Below are 20,601 nucleotides of genomic sequence, written 5' to 3' on the forward strand. Positions count from 1 at the left end.
GTGCGGGCCGCCTTCGACTGGAAATCAGCGATGAACCAGTTTGCTATCCTGTTCGGCGAGCGATTCACGCAGGCGCGTGGATAACCTGTTGTTCAACCGCCTCGCCCACAAAAATGCGGACAGGTTCTCGACAATCGGTGCGGATAAGGGCGTAGCCTTTAGCGGTTACCGTCGATCAGATCGTTCAGCAGCGCATCGAACGCGGCCTGTGCGTCTTCAAGTTCCTGCAGGGCAGCATCAAAGGTTTGCAGCGCGAACGGCGAAGGCTCGCCGCTGCCTTGCGGCGGAAATTGCTTCTGCATCGAGGCGAACGTACTCTGCACGCGCAGCGTGGCGGCCACCATGCGCTCCATCGCCTCGGTTTCTTCGGCTCGGGCCTGTTCCGGATTCATTCCTCTCTCCTTGGATGGTTTTCTTGAAGACCAGATCGTACACGCTGTGTCCGTTCTTGCCGCCCTTGGCAGAACGACTCCGTTGAAGGTTCCAACGGCACCCTGCGGGAGAAGCGATTTAATCGGGAATGATTCCGCAGTCGCGCCGAGGCCAAGATACTCGTCGAGCGTGGCTATAAAATCCCGCCGCAGGTCGCAACGATTGGCCGCTTTGGATAAATCTGAAGGGCCGTTCCGGGTCGCCACCCGACATCCAAGGAAACCCGCGCGGAACCCGAAAAAAAACCCGCCGGCTCACACCAGCGGGTTTTCATATCCGACTTGCGCGACGCTTCAGCGCGCCGGGTTCAGCGTCAGGTTCATGTGACGGTTCACATCCTTGTACAGCAGATAACGGAACCGGCCAGGCCCACCCGAATAGCAAGCCTGCGGGCAGAACGCGCGCAGCCACATGAAGTCGCCGGCTTCCACCTCGACCCAGTCCTGGTTCAGGCGATAGACAGCCTTGCCTTCCAGCACGTACAGGCCATGCTCCATCACATGCGTTTCAGCGAACGGAATCACGCCGCCCGGCTCGAACGTCACGATGTTCACGTGCATGTCGTGACGCATGTCGCTCATGTCGACGAAGCGCGTCGTCACCCATGCGCCGTTGGTGCCTGGCATCGGGATCGGCTCGACGTCCTGCTCGTTGGTCACGAACGCTTCCGGCAACGGAATGCCGTCGACCGCCTGATAGTGCTTGCGCACCCAGTGGAAACGCACCGCGGCATCGCTGACGTTGTGCAGCGTCCAGTCCGCGCCCGGCGGGATGAACGCATAGCCACCCGGCTTCAGCGTGTGCTTCTGGCCCTGCAGCGTCAGCTCGGCTTCGCCTTCGACGACGAACAGCACGGCTTCGGCGTTCTTGTCCTGCTCGGGCTTGTCGCTGCCGCCGCCCGGATTCACTTCGACGATGTACTGCGAGAAGGTTTCCGCGAAACCCGACAGCGGGCGCGCGATCACCCACAGGCGCGTGTGGGTCCAGAACGGCAGCCAGCTCGTGACGATGTCGCGCATCACACCCTTCGGGATCACCGCGTACGCCTCGGTGAACATCGCGCGATCGGTCAGCAGATCCGTCTGCGGCGGGTGGCCGCCATGCGGCGCGTAATACGTTGTCTTAGACATATTGCATCCAGGCAATGGGTTGGTCCGGCCCCGGGCGCAAACGGCATCGGGCGGTCCGCATGCGCGTGGGGCACGCATGCGGGGCGGGACATCGTTGCCGGGGTGGCTTGAAGGCGCATGCGCCTTCGGTCGGTCGGCCAGGCTTCGCGTCGGGTCCGTCCGGTTCATCGGACGCGGCGGGCCGGCGGCCGGGCCGCGGCGCTCGCGATCATGCGGCGAGGCGCGGACAGCGGCACGGTTCGACTCCGTACGCGAGCATCGCCGACGATAGCGAAGTCGATCTCGATCGACCAATTAAATGTTGCGATGACATCCATTCGATTTCCCACTACCCGCCGCCGCCCGCGACGCGCGGTCGGGAGGCGTTGCGGGGCATGCCGACCATCAGGGAAATCCTGACGGTTGCGCGGTGCGCGCGATGCGTCCGTACCCGGCAATACGGCGTACCCATGCGCAATTCAACACGTCCCGTTAAGCGGATCGAGGGCGATCGACAAGCGCGCGACAGCGGATCGCTGCAGCAGGGTCGCGGGATACGCTCACGTCAGGCTGGAACGAGCCGACGCGGCGAACGGAAAGCAGAGGACATTCGGCCCATCCCGTCCGGGCACATTCATGCGCGGGACGCGATGTCGTCGACAAACGAAATGGGGAGACGGCGGGAGGAGGATGGCCGGCCCGTCGATCGGGCCCATGGCAGTGGCTGATTGAAGCCGGAGGCGCATCACCGGTCTGGCCGGCGAAGCGGCCCGGCAGGCTGCCGGGCTGAGGTTCGCGTCGAAGTCCCGACGCCGTCGGCGCGCCGGTGCGCGGATCGCGCACCGTGCCGCGCCAGCGGCGATCAGTCCCAGTCGCGGTGGTGACGGTGCTTGCGGTGACGGTAGCCGCGGTCGCCGTGATCGCGATCGTACGAGCTGCGCGACATGTTGCCGCCGAGCGCCGCGCCGGCGCCGCCGCCGACCGCCGCGCCCAGCAGGCCGCCCGTGCGGCCGCCCATCGCGTTGCCGGCCGCGGTACCCGCGCCGCCGCCGAGGGCGCCGCCGATGATCGCGCCGGTGCGCTCGCGACGGTTCGACGTCACCGCGCCGCCGGCGCCGCCGCCGATCGCGCCGCCGATGACGGAGCCCGTGCTGCCGCCGACCGCGCCGCCGACCGCTGCGCCGGCAACCCCGCCGAGCGCGCCGCCGAGCGCGTTGTTCAAGTCACCGGCCATTGCCGGCAGTGCAGTCGCGCCGGTCAACGCGGCGACGACGAGAGCGGGGGCGATTTTCTTCCACATTCCCGTATTCTTCCTTGTTCGCAATTCTGGTTATCGAGGTCCGCTCGGTACGACGATCTGAATCGATCGACGTCGGGCCAGGCATTGTGCCGAACCGCGGACCAATTCATTTCAATGAGCTTGCGGCGAAGAATAGCACCGGTCCCGCATCCTTGCCGTGGACATTGTGGTAACAAGTTGTTTACGAATCACAGACATTCAACGGGGCCGTCGAATCCGGCTGAAACCCTTGCCGGCATTGGCTCCCGCATCGGTCCGACCCCACGTTGCGGCACGCCGGTCATGCACGCGATCGCACGTTCGAGACACACGTGGCAACACATCTGCACACGCCGGTAACGGGCATCCGGACGACGGTCGGGGAAAAGATGACGGGGTCAGTACACGCCGGGCAGCAACCGCCACGTCCGCGCGCAATACGCGTCGTATTCGGCGCCGAATTGCGAACGCAGCAATGCCTCCTCCGAACGGATTCGCGCGACGAGCGGCACGAGCGTCAGCACGACCAGCAGCACGCCGACGCTCGAGCGGAACACCAGCGCCCAGCCGAGCGAATTGACGACCAGGCCGAGATAGCTCGGATTGCGGATGCGGCTGTAGATGCCGCCGGTCACGAGCGTATGGCCCGGCTGGATCGCGACGAGCCCACTGAAGCGCTTGCCGAGCACGAATACGGGCCATATGCGCAGCACGCCGCCCACGAGGTACAGCCCGACGCCGATCCAGCGCACCGTGTCGCCACCGAAGGTCCAGATGTCGAGGCGGTCGGTCAGCGCCGGCAGGTATGCGAGCAGGAAGCCGCTCACCGCGAACGCCGCGAGCACCCAGCGGTTGTCGCGGTTCTCGCGTTCGCCGCTGCTCAGGTTGCCTTCGGTGAACAGGGCGGCGACGGCCATCGCGAGTGTCGCGATCGCCACGACGGTTGACTGAGGATGCGAGAAGAACGCAGCGAACCCGCCGCTGCCGAGTACGGCGAGCCCGAGATAGACGAGCGTGGCGACGCCCGACAGGACGACGACCTTGGGGGTAACTGTCATGACGGCCTCGCGAGGATGCGCTTTCCTGTGAAGTATAGGAACCGCGCACCCCGGGCGCCGTGCGCCCCCTTCATGCGGCGCGCGAATTCGCGCGCATCGTCCGGCTAACGGCGGCCGACCGGGCCGGTGCGGCCGGGGCCCCGAGCCAGGGCCCGAAGCCGGATCAGCGGATGCGGAAGTTGCCGCCGATGCCGACGCTCACCGGCGGCGCGTAATACGCGGGCGCATAGCCGTAACCGTAGTAGGCCGGCGCGGGCGCGTAGCCGTACGGCGGCGCGACGTAGCAGCCGGACAGGCCGCCGATCAGGGCAAGCGTGATGAGAAGTCTGGACATGGCTCGATTCCCGGCGCGAAAGACGCATGGCACCTCGCGAAGGCCGCGCCGCCGCACCACGCGGCGGCCGGCACGAAGAGGCGATCCGCCCTTCCTGTCGCTCGATGAAACAATGCGCGGAGTCTAGCGCCGCGCCTGGCCGGCCGAGTTTCCCGGGCGGTTACACGTGTTACCTCGTGTGACCGCTGAAACAGGCCCGGTCGGCGCAGCGGCCCGCCAGTGGGCGGCCGCCGCGCCGAGGGCGATCACGCTGTTACACGAAGCGGGCCCGGATGCGCTGCGCGAGCGCTTCGAGCGTCGCCGCGTCGGCGACGTCGCGCGCATGCATCCGCAGCTCGGCGCCCTCCCAGCGCGGAATCACGTGGAAATGGACATGCGGGACCGTCTGCCCGGCTGCCGCGCCGTTGAACTGGCCGATGAACACGCCGTCCGGCTCGAGCGCCGCGCGCACCGCCGCCGCGACGCGCTGCGTCATGCGGATGCCGGCCGCGGCCGCGTCGCCGGACAGCTCGAAGATCTGCGCGGCCGGCTCCTTCGGGATCACGAGCACGTGGCCGTCGGCCTGCGGCATCAGGTCCATGATCGCGAGCGTCGCGTCGTCTTCGGCGACCTTCACGCACGGCAGTTCGCCGCGCAGGATTTTGGCGAACGGGTTGTTGTTGTCGTAGGACATGGCGTTTTCCGATCTCGGTTGGACAATGGGACTGGGAGAGCAATGCCGGACGATTATCGGCCGATGGCCGGCCCGATATCAACTCGCCCCGACGCGCGCCGCCGGCCGCCCCGTCGGCACGCGGCAGCGCGCACGCATGCGGCCGTCATCGCGCGTCACGCGGCGGCGATTGCAACGCGTCGCCCGAACCTGCGACACTGCCGGATCGTTGCCGGCCGGCACGCCACCGAGGACGCTCGCGCATGACGATCCCCCTCAAGAAACTGATGCTGCGCGGTGTCGCGCTCGCGCTCGTTGCCGCGATCGGCTACACGGCCTACATGCTGTACCGGCTCGCGCCGATCGCGACCGGCTATGCGGCGAAGGCGCTGTGTTCCGGCGTGTTCGTGTCGGGGCGCCCGGCCGCGTCCGTGATCGACGTCGACATCATGGCCGGCGTCCATCCGCTGCTGAAACTGGTGCGCCCGTCGCTCGATCCCGACCATCATCGCGCGGTGGCGACGTTCGCCGGCTTCGCCGAACGCGAAGCCGACTTCCGGCCCGGGCTCGGCTGCACGCTCGCGGTCGGGTCCCCGACCGGCTCGGCGGCGGCCACCTTGCCCGCCGGGTTGCCGCCCCTCCCCGATCCAGCGCCCGCGCAACCCGATCCGCCCGCACCGGCCACACCGCCCGCCGGCATCGACGCACACCTGTTGCAGACCGCCATCGACCGCGCGTTCGACGAACCCGATCCGGCGCGGCCGCGCCGCACGCGCGCGGTCGTCGTGATGTGGCGCGGCCAGGTGATCGCCGAACGCTATGCGCCCGGCTTCACGGCCGACACGCCGCTGCCCGGCTGGTCGATGACGAAGACCGTCACGGCCGCGCTGGTCGGCACGCTGGTCGCGCAGCACAAGCTGTCGCCGGACGCGTCGGCGCTGCTGCCCGAATGGCGCGGCAGCGGCGATCCGCGCGCGGCCATCACGCTCGACGAGCTGCTGCGGATGACGAGCGGCCTGCAATTCAACGAGGACTACGACGACCCGCTGTCCGACGTCGCGGTGATGCTGTTCACGCAGCCCGATACCGCGCGGTTCGCGTCGGCGAAGCCGCTGGTCGCGACGCCCGGCACGCAATGGTCGTACTCGAGCGGCACGAGCGCGATCGTCGCGCGCGTGATGCGCGAGGCGCTGGGCGGCAACGCCGGCGACTACCTCGCGTTGCCGCGCCGCGCGCTGTTCGCGCCGCTCGGGATGCGCAGCGCGGTGTTCGAGCCCGACGCGTCCGGCACGCTCGTCAGCGCGTCGTACATGTATGCGAGCGCACGCGACTGGGCGCGCTTCGGCCAGCTGCTGCTGCAGGACGGCGTGTGGAACGGGCAGCGGCTGCTGCCGGAAGGGTGGGTGCGCTACCTGACGCGCGCGACGCCGCAATCGTCGCGGCAGGAATTCGGCGCGCAGCTGTGGGTCAAGGTGCCGGAGCCGTTCAACGATCGCGATCCGCACGCACGCGCGATGCCGGCCGACGCGTTTCATGCGGTCGGCCACGAAGGCCAGTTCGTGAGCGTGGTGCCGAGCCGTCAGCTGGTGGTCGTGCGGCTCGGGCTGTCGCGGCCGGAAGCCGCGTGGAATCACGAGGCGTTTCTCGCGCGCGTGCTCGACGCGGTGCCGGCGCCCGGTGCGTGACGACGGGCCGGCGCCCGCCGGATGCGATGAAGCGCCGCCCGCGACGGCGCCGCCGCATCACGCGCTACGGGCACAGCATTACGGATTCGCGCTGCCGCCGTATTGCTTGAAACCTTCGCGCGTCGCGAGACGTTCGATATAGCGCGACACCGCCGGCAATTCGGGATGCTCGAACGGCGTGCCGAACCAGCGGTTCACCGACAGGCCGATCGGGATATCCGCGAGCGTGAAGGTGTTGCCGGCCACGTACGCGCCGGTCTTGTCGAGTTGCGCATTCAGCACGTGCATGTGCTTCGTCCAGCCCGCGATCGACTGCGCGATGCCGTCCGGATCCTGGTGATCGGGCGATTTGCGCACGAGGCCGAGGAAAGCGCCGACCCACGAGCGGTTCAGATCCGCGCCCTGCCAGTCGATCCACTGGTCGACCCGTGCACGCGCCTGCGGCTCGGCCGGATACAGCGCATCGCCGCCGTAGCGGTTCGCGAGGTAGCGGATGATCGTGTTCGATTCCCAAAGCACGAAGTCGTCATCCTTGATGGCGGGCACGAGCGCGTTCGGATTCAGCGCGAGATAGGCCGGATCGTGGGTCGTGCGAAAGCCCGCGCCCCAGTCCTCCTGTTCGAACGGCAGGTTCAGTTCGGTGCACAGCCACAGCACCTTGCGGACGTTGATGGACGGAATCTTGCCGAGGATGCGCAGCATGCAGTCTCCTTGTGAGGTCGGGTGCGGAGCATTCGGGGCGCGCGACACGCGCCGAACGCATTCACGCCGAATTTATACACGACCTCGCGGAAAACGGCAGGCCGCGTGCGCGAAATCGGTGTGCGGCCGATTCGTCAGGTCGCGCAGCGCATGCTCGGCCGTCGGGAATCGGAACATGAATCCGTCCTGATGCAGCCGTGCGGGCACTACGCGCTGCCCGTCCAGCAGCAGCTCGGCCATCTCGCCCATCGCGGCGCGCAGCGGCGCGGCCGGCACGTGCAGCCACGCGCGGCGGCGCAGCACCTTCGACACGATCTGCACGAACGCGCGCTGGGTCAGCGGCACCGGTGCGACCGCGTTGTAGACGCCGTGCATGCCCGCCTGCGACATCGCGCGCGCCACGATCCGCAGCACGTCGTCGCGGTGAATCCAGCTCAGCACTTGCGCGCCGTCGCCGAATCGGCCGCCCAGCCCGAAGTAATGCGGCAGCAGCATCGGGCGCAACGCGCCGCCCGGGCCGAACACGACGCCTAGTCGCAGCACCACCGCACGCACGCCGTGGCGTGCGAGCGGCGCGGCGGCCGCCTCCCACTGCCGGCACAGCGCCGACATGAAGCCGGTGCCGGCGCCGCTACGCTCGTCGAGCCGTTCGTCGCCCGGCCGCACGCCGTAGTAGCCGATCGCGGACGCCTGGATCCACGTGCGCGGCTTGGCCTCGGCGGTTTCGACCCAGCGCATCAGCGCCTGCGTGACGCCGACGCGGCTGGCGAGCAGCAGCGCCTGCCGGCGCTTGCTCCAGCGTGCACCCAGCACCGGCGCGCCGGCGAGATTGATCACCGTGTCGAAGCGCGCGTGCGGCTGCAACTGTTCGACGGACGTCACGCTGCGCACGCGCCCCTGAAACAGGTAGGCGGCGCACAGCGGATCGCGCGCCAGCAACGTGACCGTATGTCCTGCGTCGAGCAACTGGTTCACCAGCGTTTCGCCGATGAAGCCGGTCCCGCCGGTGACCAGCACGTTGCCGGGCCGCTGCCCGGCGAACGGGTTGGCGGCCGGCGCGCGCGGCGCGACGCGGCACGCGGCGATCCCGTCGCGCACGCCCGACACCGTCACGCCGACGGCAAACAGGCTGAGCAGCCAGCCGCGCCAGCCGGGATCGATCGGCTGCAGCGCGGTCGGCTCGTGCGCCCACGCGGACAGCTGCATCGCGACCATCCCGAACAACGCGCCGCCGTTGACGGCCAGCAGCGTGTGCAGCACGCGCTCGGTCGCCGGCAGCTTGCGGCTCCGGTCCTCGACGACGAAATCCCACAACGTCAGCCCCACTTCGACGAGCACGACCGCCGCGACGGCCGCGACCCACGCGCCGTGAAACGCGACGTTCGCGATCGATGCGAACACGAGCCCGTACAGCACGGACCGCACCGCATGAATCGCCAGCTCGAGCCGCGCACGCGGGCGGTGCGGCAGGTCCTGCGTGAGTTCGTGGTGATAAAGCGTATCGAATGCGCCCATCGCGCCCTGCACGATCAGCAGGTTGAGCGCCCAGTCGAAAGCCGGCAACGTGTTCATGCGGTATCCCTCCTCCACAGCCAGGCCAGCGGCGGCACCATCGCGACGAGCGCGGCAACGTCGATCGCCACGTGACCCCACACCTGCGCCTGCCACGACAACAGCATGTCCTGCGGCGCCCAGATCAACAGGCCGGCCAGCAACCAGCCCCACGCTTCCCGCTTCCGCAAGCGGTTGCCGAGATGGACGAGCGCGAGCATCCAGACCGCCGCGCATTGCACCGTCGCGGCGATCAGCGACAACCACCACACCTGCTGGACACGCGCGGCCTCGGGTGCGGTTCCCGTCCAGAAATGCCGCTCGATCTCCCGGTGATACGCGTCGAGCCACGATGCGCCGGCAATCCACGGCATCACCACGCCGACGAGCAGGTGAACGAGCGCCGCTGCGTACATCCAGCTCACGACGATACGGCGCGGGGTATCGCGCGGCGGGCGATTCGCTGCTGCACTATCGGAATCCCGGCCGATGCTGCACGCGCCGCCTTCGCTGCAGGCTTGCGAGCGATATCCGAGCCAGTGCGACACGGCATGCCGATTGCGCGCCAGGCGGCGATACAGCAACGCGAACCCGGCACGCATCGCCGGCATGCGAAGCAGCCAGACTCGCCCGCGGCGCCCGACCAGCGCATACGCCGCGACGATGCTGTCGATGCCGGTCAGCATGCGTCCGTCGGGCAGGCGCGCATGCAGTTCGCGATTCAACGCGGGCAGGTCGACGCCGAGCGGCGCCGGATCGAAACCCGGCCCGGCGATATCGACGAACGCCAGCCGGTGTCGCGTGTCGCGAGCGCCGAGACGCCGGATTTCAGCGACACATAGCGGACATCGTCCGTCGAAGTACAGAACCAATTCACTCGAACCCATGCTTTGCACTCCTTATCGTTATCGCCAGGATCATGAATCGATCGATGGCCTGCTTTCCCGCATACGCCGCCACACCGCGCGACGGCCACGGACTTACATCGGCTTGACCACCATCAGGAAGTAGACGGTCAGCATCGCGAAAAAGGCCGGATAACCGAGCCGTTCCCAGCGCTTCGCATAGCGCCAGTAGCGCTCCGGCAACGCGGCGTCGCCGTTCGCGTGCGCGAGCTTCGCCATCGATGCGAGTTCGAGCTGCAGCCACACGACCGGCAGCCAGCACGCCCCGGCGACCGCGTACAGCACGATCGACGCGAGCAGCCACGGCGCATGCCACGGCCAGCCGGCCGTGTGCGCGAGCCACAGCCCGGACGCCGGCTGGAAGATCACGGCCGGCGTCGTGAACCACCAGTCCGCGCGCACCACGAGCCGCGACACGGCCGCGATCGCGGGCACCGATCGCGTGCGGTTCGCGAAGAACAGGTAGAACGCGGTGCCGAAGCCCGTACCGACCAGCAGCACCGACGACAGGATGTGAAGCGCCTTGACGACGAGATAGGTATTCATGCGTGTTCTTCTTCTGAAAACAGGATCAACAGGATCGCGAGAATCGGCACGTTCTTCAGCACGGGGCCGAACGGTTCGGCCAGCAGGCCGGGCATCGTGACCGCGATGACCGCCGAATACGCGACGATCAGCGCCGCTTGCGCGACCCACAGGCGCCGCGACGGCGCGACGACGGTCGCGATGCCGAACGCGAAGTCCAGCGTGCTGGCCGCGTAGAGCGCGATCAGCGCGGGCAGCCCCGTGACGTGCGCGGGCGCCAGCAGCGCGAGGCTCGCGTGCAGTGGATGGATGAATGCGCTGGCGATCGCCGTCCAGATCCACACGATCGCGAGCGCGCCGAGCAGCAACGGGCGTCGCCACATCGCGAGCGCGTCGCGGCGCAGCGTGGCGGCATCCGCGCCGATGAAACTGCCGATGCCGCGCGGCGGCCGGCCCAGCACCGCCGCGGTGGCCGCCGGATCGCCGGTGTTGCCGGCGCGCAGCATCGTCCACGTGTCGCGCGTCAGCATCGCCCCCGGCCACGCGCCGAACAGTGCGGCCGCCGCGCCGACCAGCGCGCCGGGCAGCGTCACGCACGCCGCCGGCGGAAATCCGAGCGCGGCACGGTAGCCGGCCAGCATCTCGCGGTATTCGACTTCGTCACCGCCGACCACGTCGATCACGCGGCTGCCCGTCGCCGGCGAATCGCCCGCCAGCGCGACGAGCCGCGCGACGACTTCGGCAAGATCGTCGACATGCACGGGGCGCAACCGCTGATGGCCGCCCGCCGGCAACCCGTGCACGGGCAGGCTCGCGAGCATCCGGAAAAACCGCGCGGACGCACCGGCCGCCCCGTAGACGAGCGCGGGGCGCACGATGCGGAAGTCGATCGGCAGCGTCTGCAGGAAACGGTCGGCCGCGTGCTTGCTCGCGAAGTACCGCGTATCGCCGCGCTCGACGCCGAGCGCCGAAATCTGGATCACGCGCCGCACGCCCGCACGGCAACACGCGGTAAAGAGCGCGCACGGCGCGGCGCGATGCACGGCGTCGAGCGTCGCGCCGCGTCGATCGGCCAGCATGCCGACCGCGTTGATCACCACGTCGACGCCGTTCAGCCGCGCGAGCCACGCTTGCGGATCGACGTCCCGCGCGAAGTCGATCGCGACGTCGTACGGGCCGGCGGCGTGACGCACGCCGCGCAGCACGCGATGCCCGCCGGCTTCGAGCTGCGCGCACAGAGCCCGCCCGACGAAGCCGTTCGCGCCGCAGACGAGCACGGTCATGCCCGGTGCGCCGGTGCGCTCGGGCTGACAGGTCGACGGCAAGGCTGCGTTCATATCCATCCTTTATTTACAGTTATTTCTGTACAGACAGAAATAACAACCCCGAAAAAAGCGGGCTGCGTGCCCGCTCTCCCGTTACCGCTTACTTCGACGGCTTGCGCCTGACCGTCTGGCTGATCTTCGCGCCGATGCCCAGCGCCTTCATCAGCGTATCGGGCTTGAGCCGCAACATCTCGTCCGACCAGGTCGTGAGCGTCTCGACGAACTGCAGCGTGTCGCGAATGCGCTGTTCGGTCCCGCGGCTCTCGTTCGCGATCTCCGGATTCGTCAGGCAATCGCGCAGCACCGTGAGCGTCGGCTCGATCTCGCGCTGCCGCCGCCCTTCGACGATCAGCTTGAACAGTTCCCAAATGTCGGTCGACGTCTCGAAGTGGTCGCGGCGATCGCCGAGCACGTGCACGACCTTCGCGAGCCGCCACGCCTGCAGCTCCTTCAGGCTCGTGCTGACGTTGGAGCGCGCGACGTTGAGCGTCTCGGTGATCTCGTCGGCGGCCACCGGCCTTCCGGCCAGGTAGAGCAGCGCGTGAATCTGCGAGACGGTGCGGTTGACGCCCCACCGCGAGCCCATTTCGCCCCAGTGGAGAATGAATCGTTCGGCAATCGGTGTGAGTTCCATGGTGGGGAATTTAGTTTTTTCAGTTATTTCTGTCAAGAGAGAAATATCCGGGCGGTCCGGCAGCTTCCGGCCGCGCCCGCCCGCGATCAGCCGCTTCCTTTACAATGCGCGGGATTTTTCCGATTTCAGGCCGTCCCCGCCTTTCCGATAGATAGACAGAGGTTTCCATGATCATCAAACCGCGCGTGCGTGGCTTCATCTGCGTGACGACTCATCCCGTCGGCTGCGAAGCCAACGTCAAGGAACAGATCGACTACGTGACTTCGCACGGCCCGATCGCCAATGGCCCGAAAAAGGTGCTCGTGATCGGCGCGTCGACCGGCTACGGCCTCGCCGCCCGGATCTCGGCCGCATTCGGCTCGGGCGCGGACACGCTCGGCGTGTTCTTCGAGCGTGCCGGCAGCGAGACGAAGCCGGGCACGGCCGGCTGGTACAACAGCGCCGCGTTCGAGAAATTCGCCACGGAAAAGGGGCTGTATGCGCGCAGCATCAACGGCGATGCGTTCTCCGACAAGGTCAAGCAGGTCACGATCGACACCATCAAGCAGGATCTCGGCAAGGTCGATCTGGTCGTCTACAGCCTCGCGGCGCCGCGCCGCACGCATCCGAAGACGGGCGAAACCATCAGCTCGACGCTCAAGCCGGTCGGCAAGGCCGTCACGTTCCGCGGCCTCGACACCGACAAGGAAGTGATCCGCGAAGTCTCGCTCGAACCGGCGACGCAGGAAGAGATCGACGGCACCGTCGCGGTGATGGGCGGCGAGGACTGGCAGATGTGGATCGACGCGCTGGCCGACGCCGGCGTGCTGGCCGACGGCGCGAAGACCACCGCGTTCACGTACCTCGGCGAGCAGATCACGCACGACATCTACTGGAACGGCTCGATCGGCGAAGCGAAGAAGGATCTCGACAAGAAGGTGCTGTCGATCCGCGACAAGCTGGCCGCGCACGGCGGCGATGCGCGCGTGTCGGTGCTGAAGGCCGTCGTCACGCAGGCCAGCTCGGCGATCCCGATGATGCCGCTGTACCTGTCGCTGCTGTTCAAGGTGATGAAGGAAAAGGGCACGCACGAAGGCTGCATCGAGCAGGTGTACGGGCTCCTGAAGGACAGCCTGTACGGCGCGACGCCGCACGTCGACGAAGAAGGCCGCCTGCGCGCGGACTACAAGGAACTCGATCCGCAAGTGCAGAACCAAGTCGTCGCGATGTGGGACAAGGTCACGAACGAGAACCTGTACGAGATGACGGACTTCGCGGGCTACAAGACCGAGTTCCTGCGCCTGTTCGGCTTCGAGATCGCCGGCGTCGACTACGACGCGGACGTGAACCCGGACGTGAAGATCCCGGGCATCATCGACACGACGGTCTGACGCGTCGACCGCCGCCGCCGCGCTCACCGCGCGGGCGGCGGATGCGCATGACCGGCGCCGTCAACGCGGCGCCGGCTCTTCCAGATAGACGCCCGACGACAACGTGGCCTTCACCTGCCGCGTGAACTCGTCGGTCGACACTTCCTCCGCTCCCGCCTCGATGGCGTCGTACGCCTGGCGCACGACGTCGGCCGGCGTGGCCTTCGGCACGTCGAGGCCGGCCGTCAGGTCGGTATCGATGAAACCGGCGTGCAGCCCGACGACCTGCGTGCGCTGCTCGCGCAGCGAGTGGCGCAGTCCGTTGGTCAACGCCCATGCGGCCGATTTCGATACGCCGTAGCCCGACAGGATCGGCCGGTTCACCCAGCTCGCGACCGACAGGATATTGAGGATCGCGCCGCCGCCGTGGGCCGCCAGGGTTCCCGCAAACGCCCGCGACATCGCGAGCATCCCGAACACGTTGGTTTCGAAGTGATCGCGCAGCGCGTCGGGCGCGCCGTCGTCCGTCAGGCTGCCGAGCCGCGCGATGCCGGCGTTGTTGATCAGCAGCGTGACGTCGCGCGCCGCATCGGCCGCCGCCGCGACCGCCGCCGGATCGGTCACGTCGAGCTTCACGGGCACGACGCCCGGCAGCGTCACGGTGGCCGGGTCGCGCGCCGCCGCATAGACCTTGCGCGCGCCCCTGGCGAGCGCCTGCTTCGCGAATTCGAGCCCCAGCCCGCGGTTCGCGCCCGTCACGAAAACGACTGCACCTTCGATCTTCATGATCGTTCCTTTCGCATGATGAATCGCCTGCACGCCGGCTCGCCGCGCGCATGAGATCCGGTGGAAAACGAGGTTGCCATCGCGTACCGAGCCGCTCGCTGCCGGTTGTTGCCCGCGACGTTAAAGACGCCGACCGATTGCCATCCGCGCCCGGCTTGGCTTTGTGTTGCCCGCCAAGTCGGCTACACTCGATGTCAATGTCGATCACCATTGTCTTTGCGGTGCATTGTGTTCGCGCTACGCGGGTATGTCAATGGCGATCACCATCGTGTTTTTCAATCGACGCGATCGGCAACAATCAGGGAGAGATCGATGGGCGTATCCAGACAGCAGGCTGCCGAGAACCGAAGCGCGATCGTCGCGGCCGCCGAACGGTTGTTCCGCGTGCGCGGCGTGGACGCCGTGGGGCTGACGGAGCTGATGAAGGAAGCCGGCTTCACGCAAGGCGGCTTCTACAATCACTTCAAGTCGAAAGACGCGCTGGTCGCCGAAGTGATGGAAAAGGCGATGCACGACCGCGCGGATTCGCCGAATGCCGGCAGCCTCGACGCGCAGGTGGCCGCGTATCTGTCACCCGCGCATCGCGACAACCTCGAGGCCGGCTGCCCGCTGTCCGGCTTCGCGGGCGATGCGCCGCGGCTGACCGAGACGGCGCGCGCCTGCTACGCGCACGGGCTCGCCGCGTATCTCGATCGACTGGAACGGATGGTGGCGACCGACGGCGCCACGCCGGAGCAGACGCGTCGCGACGCGCTGGCGGTCTTCAGCCAGATGGTCGGTGCGCTCGTGCTGTCCCGCGCGATCGCCGGCAGCGATCCCGCGCTGGCCGACGAGATCCTCGACGCGGGGCGGGACGCGCTGACCGGCCGACGCGGCGATCCGGTGACGTCGGCGTAACGGCGCACCCTTCGACGCAGCGCGCTCGCCGCTGCCGCGCTATTCGATCGCCCGCGCGGCATCCCACAGCGGCTGCGCACCGCGCGCCGCATTCCACGCGGCAAACCGCGTGCGCCAAGCCTCGAACGGTTGCGCGAGCGGATGGCGCGGATCGTCGCTGAGCGAATACGCCATCCCTTCGATCAGCCAGCGCGGCTTGGTCACGACGGCCAGGTTGCCCAGTACCTCGGCCTGACGGTGATGGATCAGCTCGTGCGCGAGAAAATAGGTCTGCCAGCCGCGCGGTGCGATCACGATGCCGAAATCGCCGAGCGTCAGCGCCGCGCGCGTGCCGAGGCCGAACGCATCGGCGCACGCGCGCGTCGCGCAGAACACGATGCGCGGTGCGGCGCGGAACCCGCCGACGGCCGCCGCCGCGCGGGCGGCGCCGTCGCGATAGAGCTGCTGCGCGGCGCCGAGCTTCGCGGCATCGTCCGTGCAGATGTCGGCACGCGGGCACGACACGCCGGGAACCAGCGCGGGCACGACGACGCGCAGCGGCTTGACGAGCGCATACGCGGCAATCGGCAGCGCGACGAGCAGGCCCGTGAGGGCGAAAGCGACATGGGAGCGTTTCATCGAGGCGGCGGTTGCGTGGCGTGTTGTCGGCGTCCTTTGCGAGAACGCGACTATATCGGACCGGGGCTGCCTCCGGTCCTGCTATTCCTGACGGTTGGCTGCCGGGCAAGAAGCGGCTCCCGACACGCCCGGAACGATGCCGCTCAACATGGCGATTGCCGTTACGCGAGCTGCTTGTGGAAAATCGTCGTCGCGCAGAGCGCGCCGTCGGGCATCAGCGCATAGTTCGGCACGACGCCGACACGCTGCCAGCCGGCCCGCTCGTACAGCCGCTCGGCGTCGCCGCCCGTCACCGTGTCGAGCACGAGCACGGTCTTGCCGGCGTCGCGCGCGGCCGCGTCGGCCGCCGCCATCAAGCGCGCGGCGATGCCCTGCCGGCGCGCGTGCCGCGACACGAGCATCTTCGAGATGTCCGCGCGATGCGGCTGGTTCTCGGGCTGCGCGGTCACGACCTGCACGGTGCCGACGATCCGGCCCGATGCATCCTCGGCGACGAGCAGGATGCGCTCGTCGTTCGCAACGCCGTCGGCCACGCGCGTCCAGAACGCGACCGCGGTCGACCGCGCGATCGGCAACATGAAGCTGACGGACGCGCCGCCTTCGACGCAATCGATCAGCACGTCGGCCAGCGCATCGACGCAGGCCATCGCTTCGCTTGCGCCGACGCGGCGGACGGTAACAGGTTCGGTCATGCCATCTCCGGTAATCAGGTGGGCCGCATGCGCGGGTTCGGCATGGGCCGGAATCGGAACGAACGCCGGCCGGGCGTCGAGGCTCGCGCGACGACGGCAGACGTCCGGCGACGCAGCGCCCGATCGGCGCGCGTTACCGCCCCATCATCGTACGTGACGAAAATTTTCGCTGCAGCGTTTCCCGCATCGCCTACACTTAGCCAAATGGATAACTTTCAACCCGGCATCAGCGACGTCTTTCATGCGCTCGCCGATCCGACGCGCTGCGCGATCGTCAGCGCGCTCGGCCAGGGCGAGCGCACGGTCTCCGCGCTGGCCGCGCCGTTCGACATGGCGCTGCCGTCGTTCATGAAGCACGTTGCCGTGCTCGAGCGCAGCGGCCTCGTGGAAACCCGCAAAACCGGCCGCTCGCGCACCTGCGCGCTGGTCGGCAGCCGGCTGACCGAGGCCGAGGCGTGGCTCGCCGCGCAACGCGCGCAGTGGGAAGCGCGATCCGATCGTCTCGTCGAATTCGTCGAACGCCGTCACCAGGAGGAGCAAGATGTCAGCCAGCCACGTCGAACCCGCTGAAGCCCACGACCTCGTCATCACGCGTACGTTGCGCGCGCCGCGCCAGGCGCTGTGGCGCGCATGGACCGACCCCGATCTGCTGAAGGAATGGTGGTGCCCGAAACCGTGGACCACCGAGGTGCGCGCGTTCGACCTGCGGCCGGGCGGCGCCTTCCATACGTTCATGCGCGGCCCCGACGGCGGCACGAGCGACAATCCCGGCTGCTTCCTCGAAATCGTGCCGGAATCGCGCATCGCGTTCACGTCGATGCTCACGGGCGGCTGGCGGCCGCAGGCGCCGTGGATGGGCTTCACGGCGATCATCACGATGGCCGACGACGACGCGGGCAGCCGCTACGAGGCGCGCGTGATGCATCCCGACGCGGCGACGCGCGAGCGCCACGAAGCGCTCGGCTTTTTCGAGGGCTGGAACACCTGCATCACGCAGCTCGACGCCTTCGCCGCGACCCTGCGCTGAACGCCGGCTCGCGTGCGGTCATTGCATGCCGCCGCGCCCGCGCCTAGGATTCCTGAAGGAAGCATGACGACACGCCGGGCGCCGGCGTGCACCGTCGCGCGCGCTTCGCGGGAGGCCACATGTTGCACATGCACACGCATTCGACCCGGGTCAGCCGGCACCTGAACGCCCCGCGCGGGCGCGTCTACCGCGCGCTGCTCGACCCCCACGCGGTCGAACAGTGGAAAGTGCCCGACGGCATGACGTGCCGCGTGCATGCGTACGATGCGCGCGAAGGCGGCGCGCTGCGCGTGTCGCTGAGCTACGACGCGCCCGCGGCCGGTACCGGCAAGACCACCGCACACACCGACACCTATCACGGCCGCTTCGTCACGCTCGTGCCGGACCAGCAGATCGTCGAGATCGACGTATTCGAAACCGACGACCCGCTGCTGCGCGGCGCGATGACGATCACGATCACGCTGTCCGACGAAGCGGGCGGCACACGCGTGGATGCCGTGCACGACGGCGTCCCGCCCGGCGTGCCGGCCGCCGACAACGAGACCGGCTGGCAGATGGCGCTGGCGCGGCTCGCGGCGCTGGTGGAAGCCGGGTGACGCGGCGTACGCGCGTCAGCCGAGCCGGTACGCGTGCGTGACCGTGCCGCGGAACAGCGCGTCGCGCTCGTCCGCGCCGGCCTGCGCGGTCAGACGCTTGAACGCGTTCCAGCCGTTCACGAACGAATACGACCCCTTGTCGACCGGGAAATTGCTCTCGAACATGCAGCGCCCGGGGCCGAACGCGTCGATGCAGGTCATCATCCACGGTTTCCACGCGTCGGCGAGCTGCGCCGAGGACGGCGGCTTCGCGCCTTTCTCGAAATCGAATCCGTTGATGCGCATCCCGAGGCCGCCGACCTTCACGTACACGTTCGGCAGTTGCGCGAGCGTGCGCATCGACGCCGACCAGCGCGCGAACACCTCCGGCCGCTTGTCCGCATAGCTGCCGATCCGCACGACGCCGCCGCAGTGATTGACGATGATCCGCGTGTCCGGGTTCGCCTTCGCGAGCTCGAACAATTCGGGCAACTGCGGGAAGAACAGCCACGCGTCGTACGACAGCCCGAGCGGCGCGAGCTGCGCGACGCCGGCCCGGTACGCGGGATCGAGCAGCAGCCCGCGCGGCACCGCCGACAGCGGATTGGCGAGCGTCGGATCGGCATCCCACGTGCTCAGGTGCCGCACGCCGCGAAACCGCCCGCGCCCCGCTTCGAGATGCGCTTCCAGCACGTCGCGCACGCGTTCGCCGAGCCGCAGGTCCGCATGGCCGACGATGCCTTTCGCGACCGCCACGGGGCCGTGCTGCAGCGGCTCGGTCACGCCGGCGACATAGGCCGTCTCGCCGACCGGCTTCAGCTCCGCGGGACCCGAATCGCGATAGCGCGTCTGCGCCTGCATGTAGACGGACGCCTGGATGTTGTGGCCCGAGCGCGCATCCTGCAGATAGTCGTCGAGCAGGTAGATCCAGCCCGGCCGTTCATAGAAGTGATGATGCGCGTCGACGATCGGCAGGTCGGGCTCGAGCGCGGGTTCGAGCGCCGACGCGAGCCAGTCGGGGCGGACCGCGAGGTAGTTGCTTTGCGTCATGCGGGAGGCTCCATCAGGGGCCGGCGTGTCGGCGAACGCGGGCAGCGCGAGCGAGGCGGCGGCCGCGCCGATCAACCGGCGCCGTTTGATCGAAAAGGTCATGTCATTCGCTCCGGTCGAACGCGTACAGCGACAGCGTGAGCAGTGTCGTGATCGCCAGCACGATCGCGAGGCCGAGCATCCCGGCGGTGAAGGTGCCGAAACTGTCCTTCAGGTAACCGACGAGATAGGGGCCCGCGAAGCCGCCGAGCGCGCCGATCGAGTTGATCAGCGCCAGCCCGCCGGCCGCGGCCTGGCCGGACAGGAAGCGCGACGGCAGCGTGTAGAAGATCGTGCGGCCGGCAATCGTGCCGATCAGCGCGAGCGTGATGCCGACGAGCGCGGGCCCGAGGGTCAGGAAATGGGTCGACACGCCGAGCGCCACCGCGCCGATGCACAATCCGATCGCCAGGTTCGCGACCGGGCCGCCGCGTCGGTCCACCCGCTTCGCCCACCACAGCAACGCGACCGTCGCGAAGAAGTACGGCACCGCGGACAGCCAGCCGGTCTGCATCGTCGACATCCCGTGCGCCTTCAGCATTTGCGGCAACCAGATGCCGATGCCGTACGAGCCCATCGTGAAGCCGAACGAGATCAGCGCGAGCACGTACACGCGCACGTCGCGCAGCGCGACGCCGAAGCGCTTCTTGCGGCCGGCCGCCGCGCCATCGCGCTCGAACGCGCGTTGCAGCGCGGCACGCTCGTCGTCCGACAGCCACGTCGCATGCTCCGGCGAGTCCGACAACAGTTTCAGTACGAGGAAACCGAGCGCGCACGCCGGCAGCCCTTCGACGATGAACATCCACTTCCAGCCGGCGAGCCCGAGCGCGCCGTCGAGCTGCAGCAGCCACGTCGACAGCGGGCCGCCGATCAGCGACGACAGCGGCGTCGACACGGTGAACCACGCCAGCACGCGCGTGCGATAGCTCGCGGGAAACCACACCGCAAGAAAGAAGATCACGCCGGGAAAGAATCCGGCTTCCCCGATGCCGAGCAGCAGCCGGATCGCATAGAAACTCGTCGGCCCGGTGGCGAGCGCGGTCGCGGCCGCCATCAGCCCCCACGTGATCATGATGCGGGCCAGCCAGCGGCGCGCACCGAAACGGTACAGCGCGAGATTGCTCGGCACTTCGAACACGCAATAGCCGGCGAACATGATCCCCGCGCCCCAGCCGAACTGCGTCGCGGTCAGCCCGAGATCGCGGTTCATCGTGAGCGCCGCGAATCCGACGCTCGTGCGATCCAGATAGTTGAAGAAATACGCGAGCGCGAGCAGCGGGATGAAGCGCCACGCGGCCTTGCGCACCGCACGTTGCTCGATCGACGCGTCGGTCTCGCGATCGGCGGCCAGCGCCGGAGAAGCGGATGTCATGGTTG

Annotated in this window: 23 protein-coding genes; 6 read left to right on the forward strand and 17 right to left on the reverse strand. The window is 68.3% G+C overall.

Annotation, left to right across the window (positions count from 1 at the left end):
* Positions 1–158: 158 nt before the first annotated feature.
* The 6 genes from H0X95_RS20240 to H0X95_RS20265 form a co-directional block, all read right to left on the reverse strand.
* Entirely contained in the window at positions 159–392 is a 234-nt protein-coding gene (locus H0X95_RS20240; protein WP_006487081.1) for a hypothetical protein, read from the reverse strand.
* A gap of 333 nt (positions 393–725) precedes the next feature.
* Positions 726–1,562: a bifunctional allantoicase/(S)-ureidoglycine aminohydrolase gene (locus H0X95_RS20245; RefSeq protein ID WP_006487082.1), complete on the reverse strand. Its 837-nt coding sequence runs from the start codon at positions 1,560–1,562 to the stop codon at positions 726–728.
* A gap of 841 nt (positions 1,563–2,403) precedes the next feature.
* Entirely contained in the window at positions 2,404–2,841 is a 438-nt protein-coding gene (locus tag H0X95_RS20250; RefSeq protein WP_006496212.1) for a hypothetical protein, read from the reverse strand.
* A 377-nt stretch (positions 2,842–3,218) separates the two neighbouring features.
* Positions 3,219–3,878, reverse strand: a complete 660-nt coding sequence (locus H0X95_RS20255) for a methyltransferase family protein (RefSeq protein ID WP_034203200.1) — start codon at positions 3,876–3,878, stop codon at positions 3,219–3,221.
* A gap of 163 nt (positions 3,879–4,041) precedes the next feature.
* Positions 4,042–4,212, reverse strand: a complete 171-nt coding sequence (locus H0X95_RS20260) for a hypothetical protein (RefSeq protein WP_006485756.1) — start codon at positions 4,210–4,212, stop codon at positions 4,042–4,044.
* A 253-nt stretch (positions 4,213–4,465) separates the two neighbouring features.
* Complete coding sequence (locus H0X95_RS20265; protein ID WP_006485763.1) at positions 4,466–4,885, reverse strand: HIT family protein; 420 nt, start codon at positions 4,883–4,885, stop codon at positions 4,466–4,468.
* A gap of 242 nt (positions 4,886–5,127) precedes the next feature.
* Here H0X95_RS20265 and H0X95_RS20270 point away from each other — a divergent pair, with 242 nt between their 5' ends.
* Positions 5,128–6,549, forward strand: a complete 1,422-nt coding sequence (locus H0X95_RS20270) for a serine hydrolase domain-containing protein (protein ID WP_059722131.1) — start codon at positions 5,128–5,130, stop codon at positions 6,547–6,549.
* Between the two features lie 78 nt (positions 6,550–6,627).
* Here H0X95_RS20270 and H0X95_RS20275 read toward each other — a convergent pair whose 3' ends face one another.
* From H0X95_RS20275 to H0X95_RS20300, 6 genes are all read right to left on the reverse strand, one after another.
* Positions 6,628–7,251, reverse strand: a complete 624-nt coding sequence (locus H0X95_RS20275) for a glutathione S-transferase family protein (RefSeq protein WP_059722133.1) — start codon at positions 7,249–7,251, stop codon at positions 6,628–6,630.
* Between the two features lie 72 nt (positions 7,252–7,323).
* The gene (locus H0X95_RS20280; RefSeq protein ID WP_059722134.1) at positions 7,324–8,823 is read right to left on the reverse strand and encodes a TIGR01777 family oxidoreductase; all 1,500 of its coding nucleotides are present in this window, start codon (positions 8,821–8,823) and stop codon (positions 7,324–7,326) included.
* Positions 8,820–9,689: a thiol-disulfide oxidoreductase DCC family protein gene (locus H0X95_RS20285; RefSeq protein WP_058902398.1), complete on the reverse strand. Its 870-nt coding sequence runs from the start codon at positions 9,687–9,689 to the stop codon at positions 8,820–8,822. The genes H0X95_RS20280 and H0X95_RS20285 overlap by 4 nt, the downstream gene beginning before the upstream one ends.
* A gap of 93 nt (positions 9,690–9,782) precedes the next feature.
* Positions 9,783–10,253: a DUF2269 family protein gene (locus tag H0X95_RS20290; RefSeq protein WP_006485758.1), complete on the reverse strand. Its 471-nt coding sequence runs from the start codon at positions 10,251–10,253 to the stop codon at positions 9,783–9,785.
* On the reverse strand, positions 10,250–11,569 hold the full coding sequence (locus tag H0X95_RS20295) for an SDR family oxidoreductase (protein ID WP_058902399.1): 1,320 nt from the start codon (positions 11,567–11,569) through the stop codon (positions 10,250–10,252). Before H0X95_RS20295 ends, H0X95_RS20290 begins: the two co-directional genes overlap by 4 nt.
* A gap of 88 nt (positions 11,570–11,657) precedes the next feature.
* Entirely contained in the window at positions 11,658–12,191 is a 534-nt protein-coding gene (locus H0X95_RS20300) for a GbsR/MarR family transcriptional regulator (protein ID WP_059722135.1), read from the reverse strand.
* Positions 12,192–12,358: 167 nt separating this feature from the next.
* Between H0X95_RS20300 and fabV the strand changes: the two genes are divergently transcribed.
* Positions 12,359–13,561 carry an enoyl-ACP reductase FabV gene (fabV, locus tag H0X95_RS20305; protein ID WP_006483953.1) on the forward strand — a complete coding sequence of 401 codons (1,203 nt, stop codon included), beginning with the start codon at positions 12,359–12,361 and terminating at the stop codon, positions 13,559–13,561.
* Between the two features lie 60 nt (positions 13,562–13,621).
* On the opposite strand, the gene H0X95_RS20310 is transcribed toward fabV, so the two are convergent.
* Positions 13,622–14,326, reverse strand: a complete 705-nt coding sequence (locus tag H0X95_RS20310) for an SDR family oxidoreductase (RefSeq protein ID WP_043205262.1) — start codon at positions 14,324–14,326, stop codon at positions 13,622–13,624.
* Positions 14,327–14,638: 312 nt separating this feature from the next.
* Between H0X95_RS20310 and H0X95_RS20315 the strand changes: the two genes are divergently transcribed.
* Entirely contained in the window at positions 14,639–15,223 is a 585-nt protein-coding gene (locus H0X95_RS20315; RefSeq protein WP_006483950.1) for a TetR/AcrR family transcriptional regulator, read from the forward strand.
* Positions 15,224–15,262: 39 nt separating this feature from the next.
* Here the strand turns inward: H0X95_RS20315 and H0X95_RS20320 are convergent, their stop codons facing one another.
* Positions 15,263–15,841, reverse strand: coding sequence for a hypothetical protein (locus H0X95_RS20320; RefSeq protein ID WP_059722137.1), 579 nt, complete (start codon positions 15,839–15,841; stop codon positions 15,263–15,265).
* Positions 15,842–16,002: 161 nt separating this feature from the next.
* On the reverse strand, positions 16,003–16,533 hold the full coding sequence (locus H0X95_RS20325) for a GNAT family N-acetyltransferase (RefSeq protein WP_006496199.1): 531 nt from the start codon (positions 16,531–16,533) through the stop codon (positions 16,003–16,005).
* Positions 16,534–16,737: 204 nt separating this feature from the next.
* Here H0X95_RS20325 and H0X95_RS20330 point away from each other — a divergent pair, with 204 nt between their 5' ends.
* The 3 genes from H0X95_RS20330 to H0X95_RS20340 all read left to right on the forward strand — a co-directional run bounded on the left by H0X95_RS20330 (position 16,738) and on the right by H0X95_RS20340 (position 18,156).
* Positions 16,738–17,103 (forward strand): ArsR/SmtB family transcription factor, encoded by a 366-nt coding sequence (locus tag H0X95_RS20330; protein WP_006496198.1) that lies wholly within the window; start codon positions 16,738–16,740, stop codon positions 17,101–17,103.
* Positions 17,075–17,560 carry an SRPBCC family protein gene (locus H0X95_RS20335; RefSeq protein ID WP_034203191.1) on the forward strand — a complete coding sequence of 162 codons (486 nt, stop codon included), beginning with the start codon at positions 17,075–17,077 and terminating at the stop codon, positions 17,558–17,560. The genes H0X95_RS20330 and H0X95_RS20335 overlap by 29 nt, the downstream gene beginning before the upstream one ends.
* 119 nt (positions 17,561–17,679) lie before the next feature.
* Positions 17,680–18,156: an SRPBCC family protein gene (locus tag H0X95_RS20340; RefSeq protein ID WP_058903545.1), complete on the forward strand. Its 477-nt coding sequence runs from the start codon at positions 17,680–17,682 to the stop codon at positions 18,154–18,156.
* A gap of 15 nt (positions 18,157–18,171) precedes the next feature.
* On the opposite strand, the gene H0X95_RS20345 is transcribed toward H0X95_RS20340, so the two are convergent.
* Positions 18,172–19,287, reverse strand: coding sequence for an amidohydrolase family protein (locus H0X95_RS20345; RefSeq protein ID WP_048987724.1), 1,116 nt, complete (start codon positions 19,285–19,287; stop codon positions 18,172–18,174).
* 1 nt (position 19,288) lies between these two features.
* Entirely contained in the window at positions 19,289–20,596 is a 1,308-nt protein-coding gene (locus tag H0X95_RS20350) for an MFS transporter (RefSeq protein WP_006496194.1), read from the reverse strand.
* Positions 20,597–20,601 lie beyond the last annotated feature (5 nt).

The organism is Burkholderia sp. 9779_493, from assembly GCF_015712215.1.
Lineage (GTDB): Bacteria > Pseudomonadota > Gammaproteobacteria > Burkholderiales > Burkholderiaceae > Burkholderia > Burkholderia cenocepacia.

Coding starts and splice junctions, on each gene's coding strand:
- H0X95_RS20240 (WP_006487081.1), bottom strand. CDS start 392: ATGAATCCGGAACAGGCCCGAGCCGAAGAAACCGAGGCGATGGAGCGC.
- H0X95_RS20245 (WP_006487082.1), bottom strand. CDS start 1,562: ATGTCTAAGACAACGTATTACGCGCCGCATGGCGGCCACCCGCCGCAG.
- H0X95_RS20250 (WP_006496212.1), bottom strand. CDS start 2,841: ATGTGGAAGAAAATCGCCCCCGCTCTCGTCGTCGCCGCGTTGACCGGC.
- H0X95_RS20255 (WP_034203200.1), bottom strand. CDS start 3,878: ATGACAGTTACCCCCAAGGTCGTCGTCCTGTCGGGCGTCGCCACGCTC.
- H0X95_RS20260 (WP_006485756.1), bottom strand. CDS start 4,212: ATGTCCAGACTTCTCATCACGCTTGCCCTGATCGGCGGCCTGTCCGGC.
- H0X95_RS20265 (WP_006485763.1), bottom strand. CDS start 4,885: ATGTCCTACGACAACAACAACCCGTTCGCCAAAATCCTGCGCGGCGAA.
- H0X95_RS20270 (WP_059722131.1), top strand. CDS start 5,128: ATGACGATCCCCCTCAAGAAACTGATGCTGCGCGGTGTCGCGCTCGCG.
- H0X95_RS20275 (WP_059722133.1), bottom strand. CDS start 7,251: ATGCTGCGCATCCTCGGCAAGATTCCGTCCATCAACGTCCGCAAGGTG.
- H0X95_RS20280 (WP_059722134.1), bottom strand. CDS start 8,823: ATGAACACGTTGCCGGCTTTCGACTGGGCGCTCAACCTGCTGATCGTG.
- H0X95_RS20285 (WP_058902398.1), bottom strand. CDS start 9,689: ATGGGTTCGAGTGAATTGGTTCTGTACTTCGACGGACGATGTCCGCTA.
- H0X95_RS20290 (WP_006485758.1), bottom strand. CDS start 10,253: ATGAATACCTATCTCGTCGTCAAGGCGCTTCACATCCTGTCGTCGGTG.
- H0X95_RS20295 (WP_058902399.1), bottom strand. CDS start 11,569: ATGAACGCAGCCTTGCCGTCGACCTGTCAGCCCGAGCGCACCGGCGCA.
- H0X95_RS20300 (WP_059722135.1), bottom strand. CDS start 12,191: ATGGAACTCACACCGATTGCCGAACGATTCATTCTCCACTGGGGCGAA.
- fabV (WP_006483953.1), top strand. CDS start 12,359: ATGATCATCAAACCGCGCGTGCGTGGCTTCATCTGCGTGACGACTCAT.
- H0X95_RS20310 (WP_043205262.1), bottom strand. CDS start 14,326: ATGAAGATCGAAGGTGCAGTCGTTTTCGTGACGGGCGCGAACCGCGGG.
- H0X95_RS20315 (WP_006483950.1), top strand. CDS start 14,639: ATGGGCGTATCCAGACAGCAGGCTGCCGAGAACCGAAGCGCGATCGTC.
- H0X95_RS20320 (WP_059722137.1), bottom strand. CDS start 15,841: ATGAAACGCTCCCATGTCGCTTTCGCCCTCACGGGCCTGCTCGTCGCG.
- H0X95_RS20325 (WP_006496199.1), bottom strand. CDS start 16,533: ATGACCGAACCTGTTACCGTCCGCCGCGTCGGCGCAAGCGAAGCGATG.
- H0X95_RS20330 (WP_006496198.1), top strand. CDS start 16,738: ATGGATAACTTTCAACCCGGCATCAGCGACGTCTTTCATGCGCTCGCC.
- H0X95_RS20335 (WP_034203191.1), top strand. CDS start 17,075: ATGTCAGCCAGCCACGTCGAACCCGCTGAAGCCCACGACCTCGTCATC.
- H0X95_RS20340 (WP_058903545.1), top strand. CDS start 17,680: ATGTTGCACATGCACACGCATTCGACCCGGGTCAGCCGGCACCTGAAC.
- H0X95_RS20345 (WP_048987724.1), bottom strand. CDS start 19,287: ATGACCTTTTCGATCAAACGGCGCCGGTTGATCGGCGCGGCCGCCGCC.
- H0X95_RS20350 (WP_006496194.1), bottom strand. CDS start 20,596: ATGACATCCGCTTCTCCGGCGCTGGCCGCCGATCGCGAGACCGACGCG.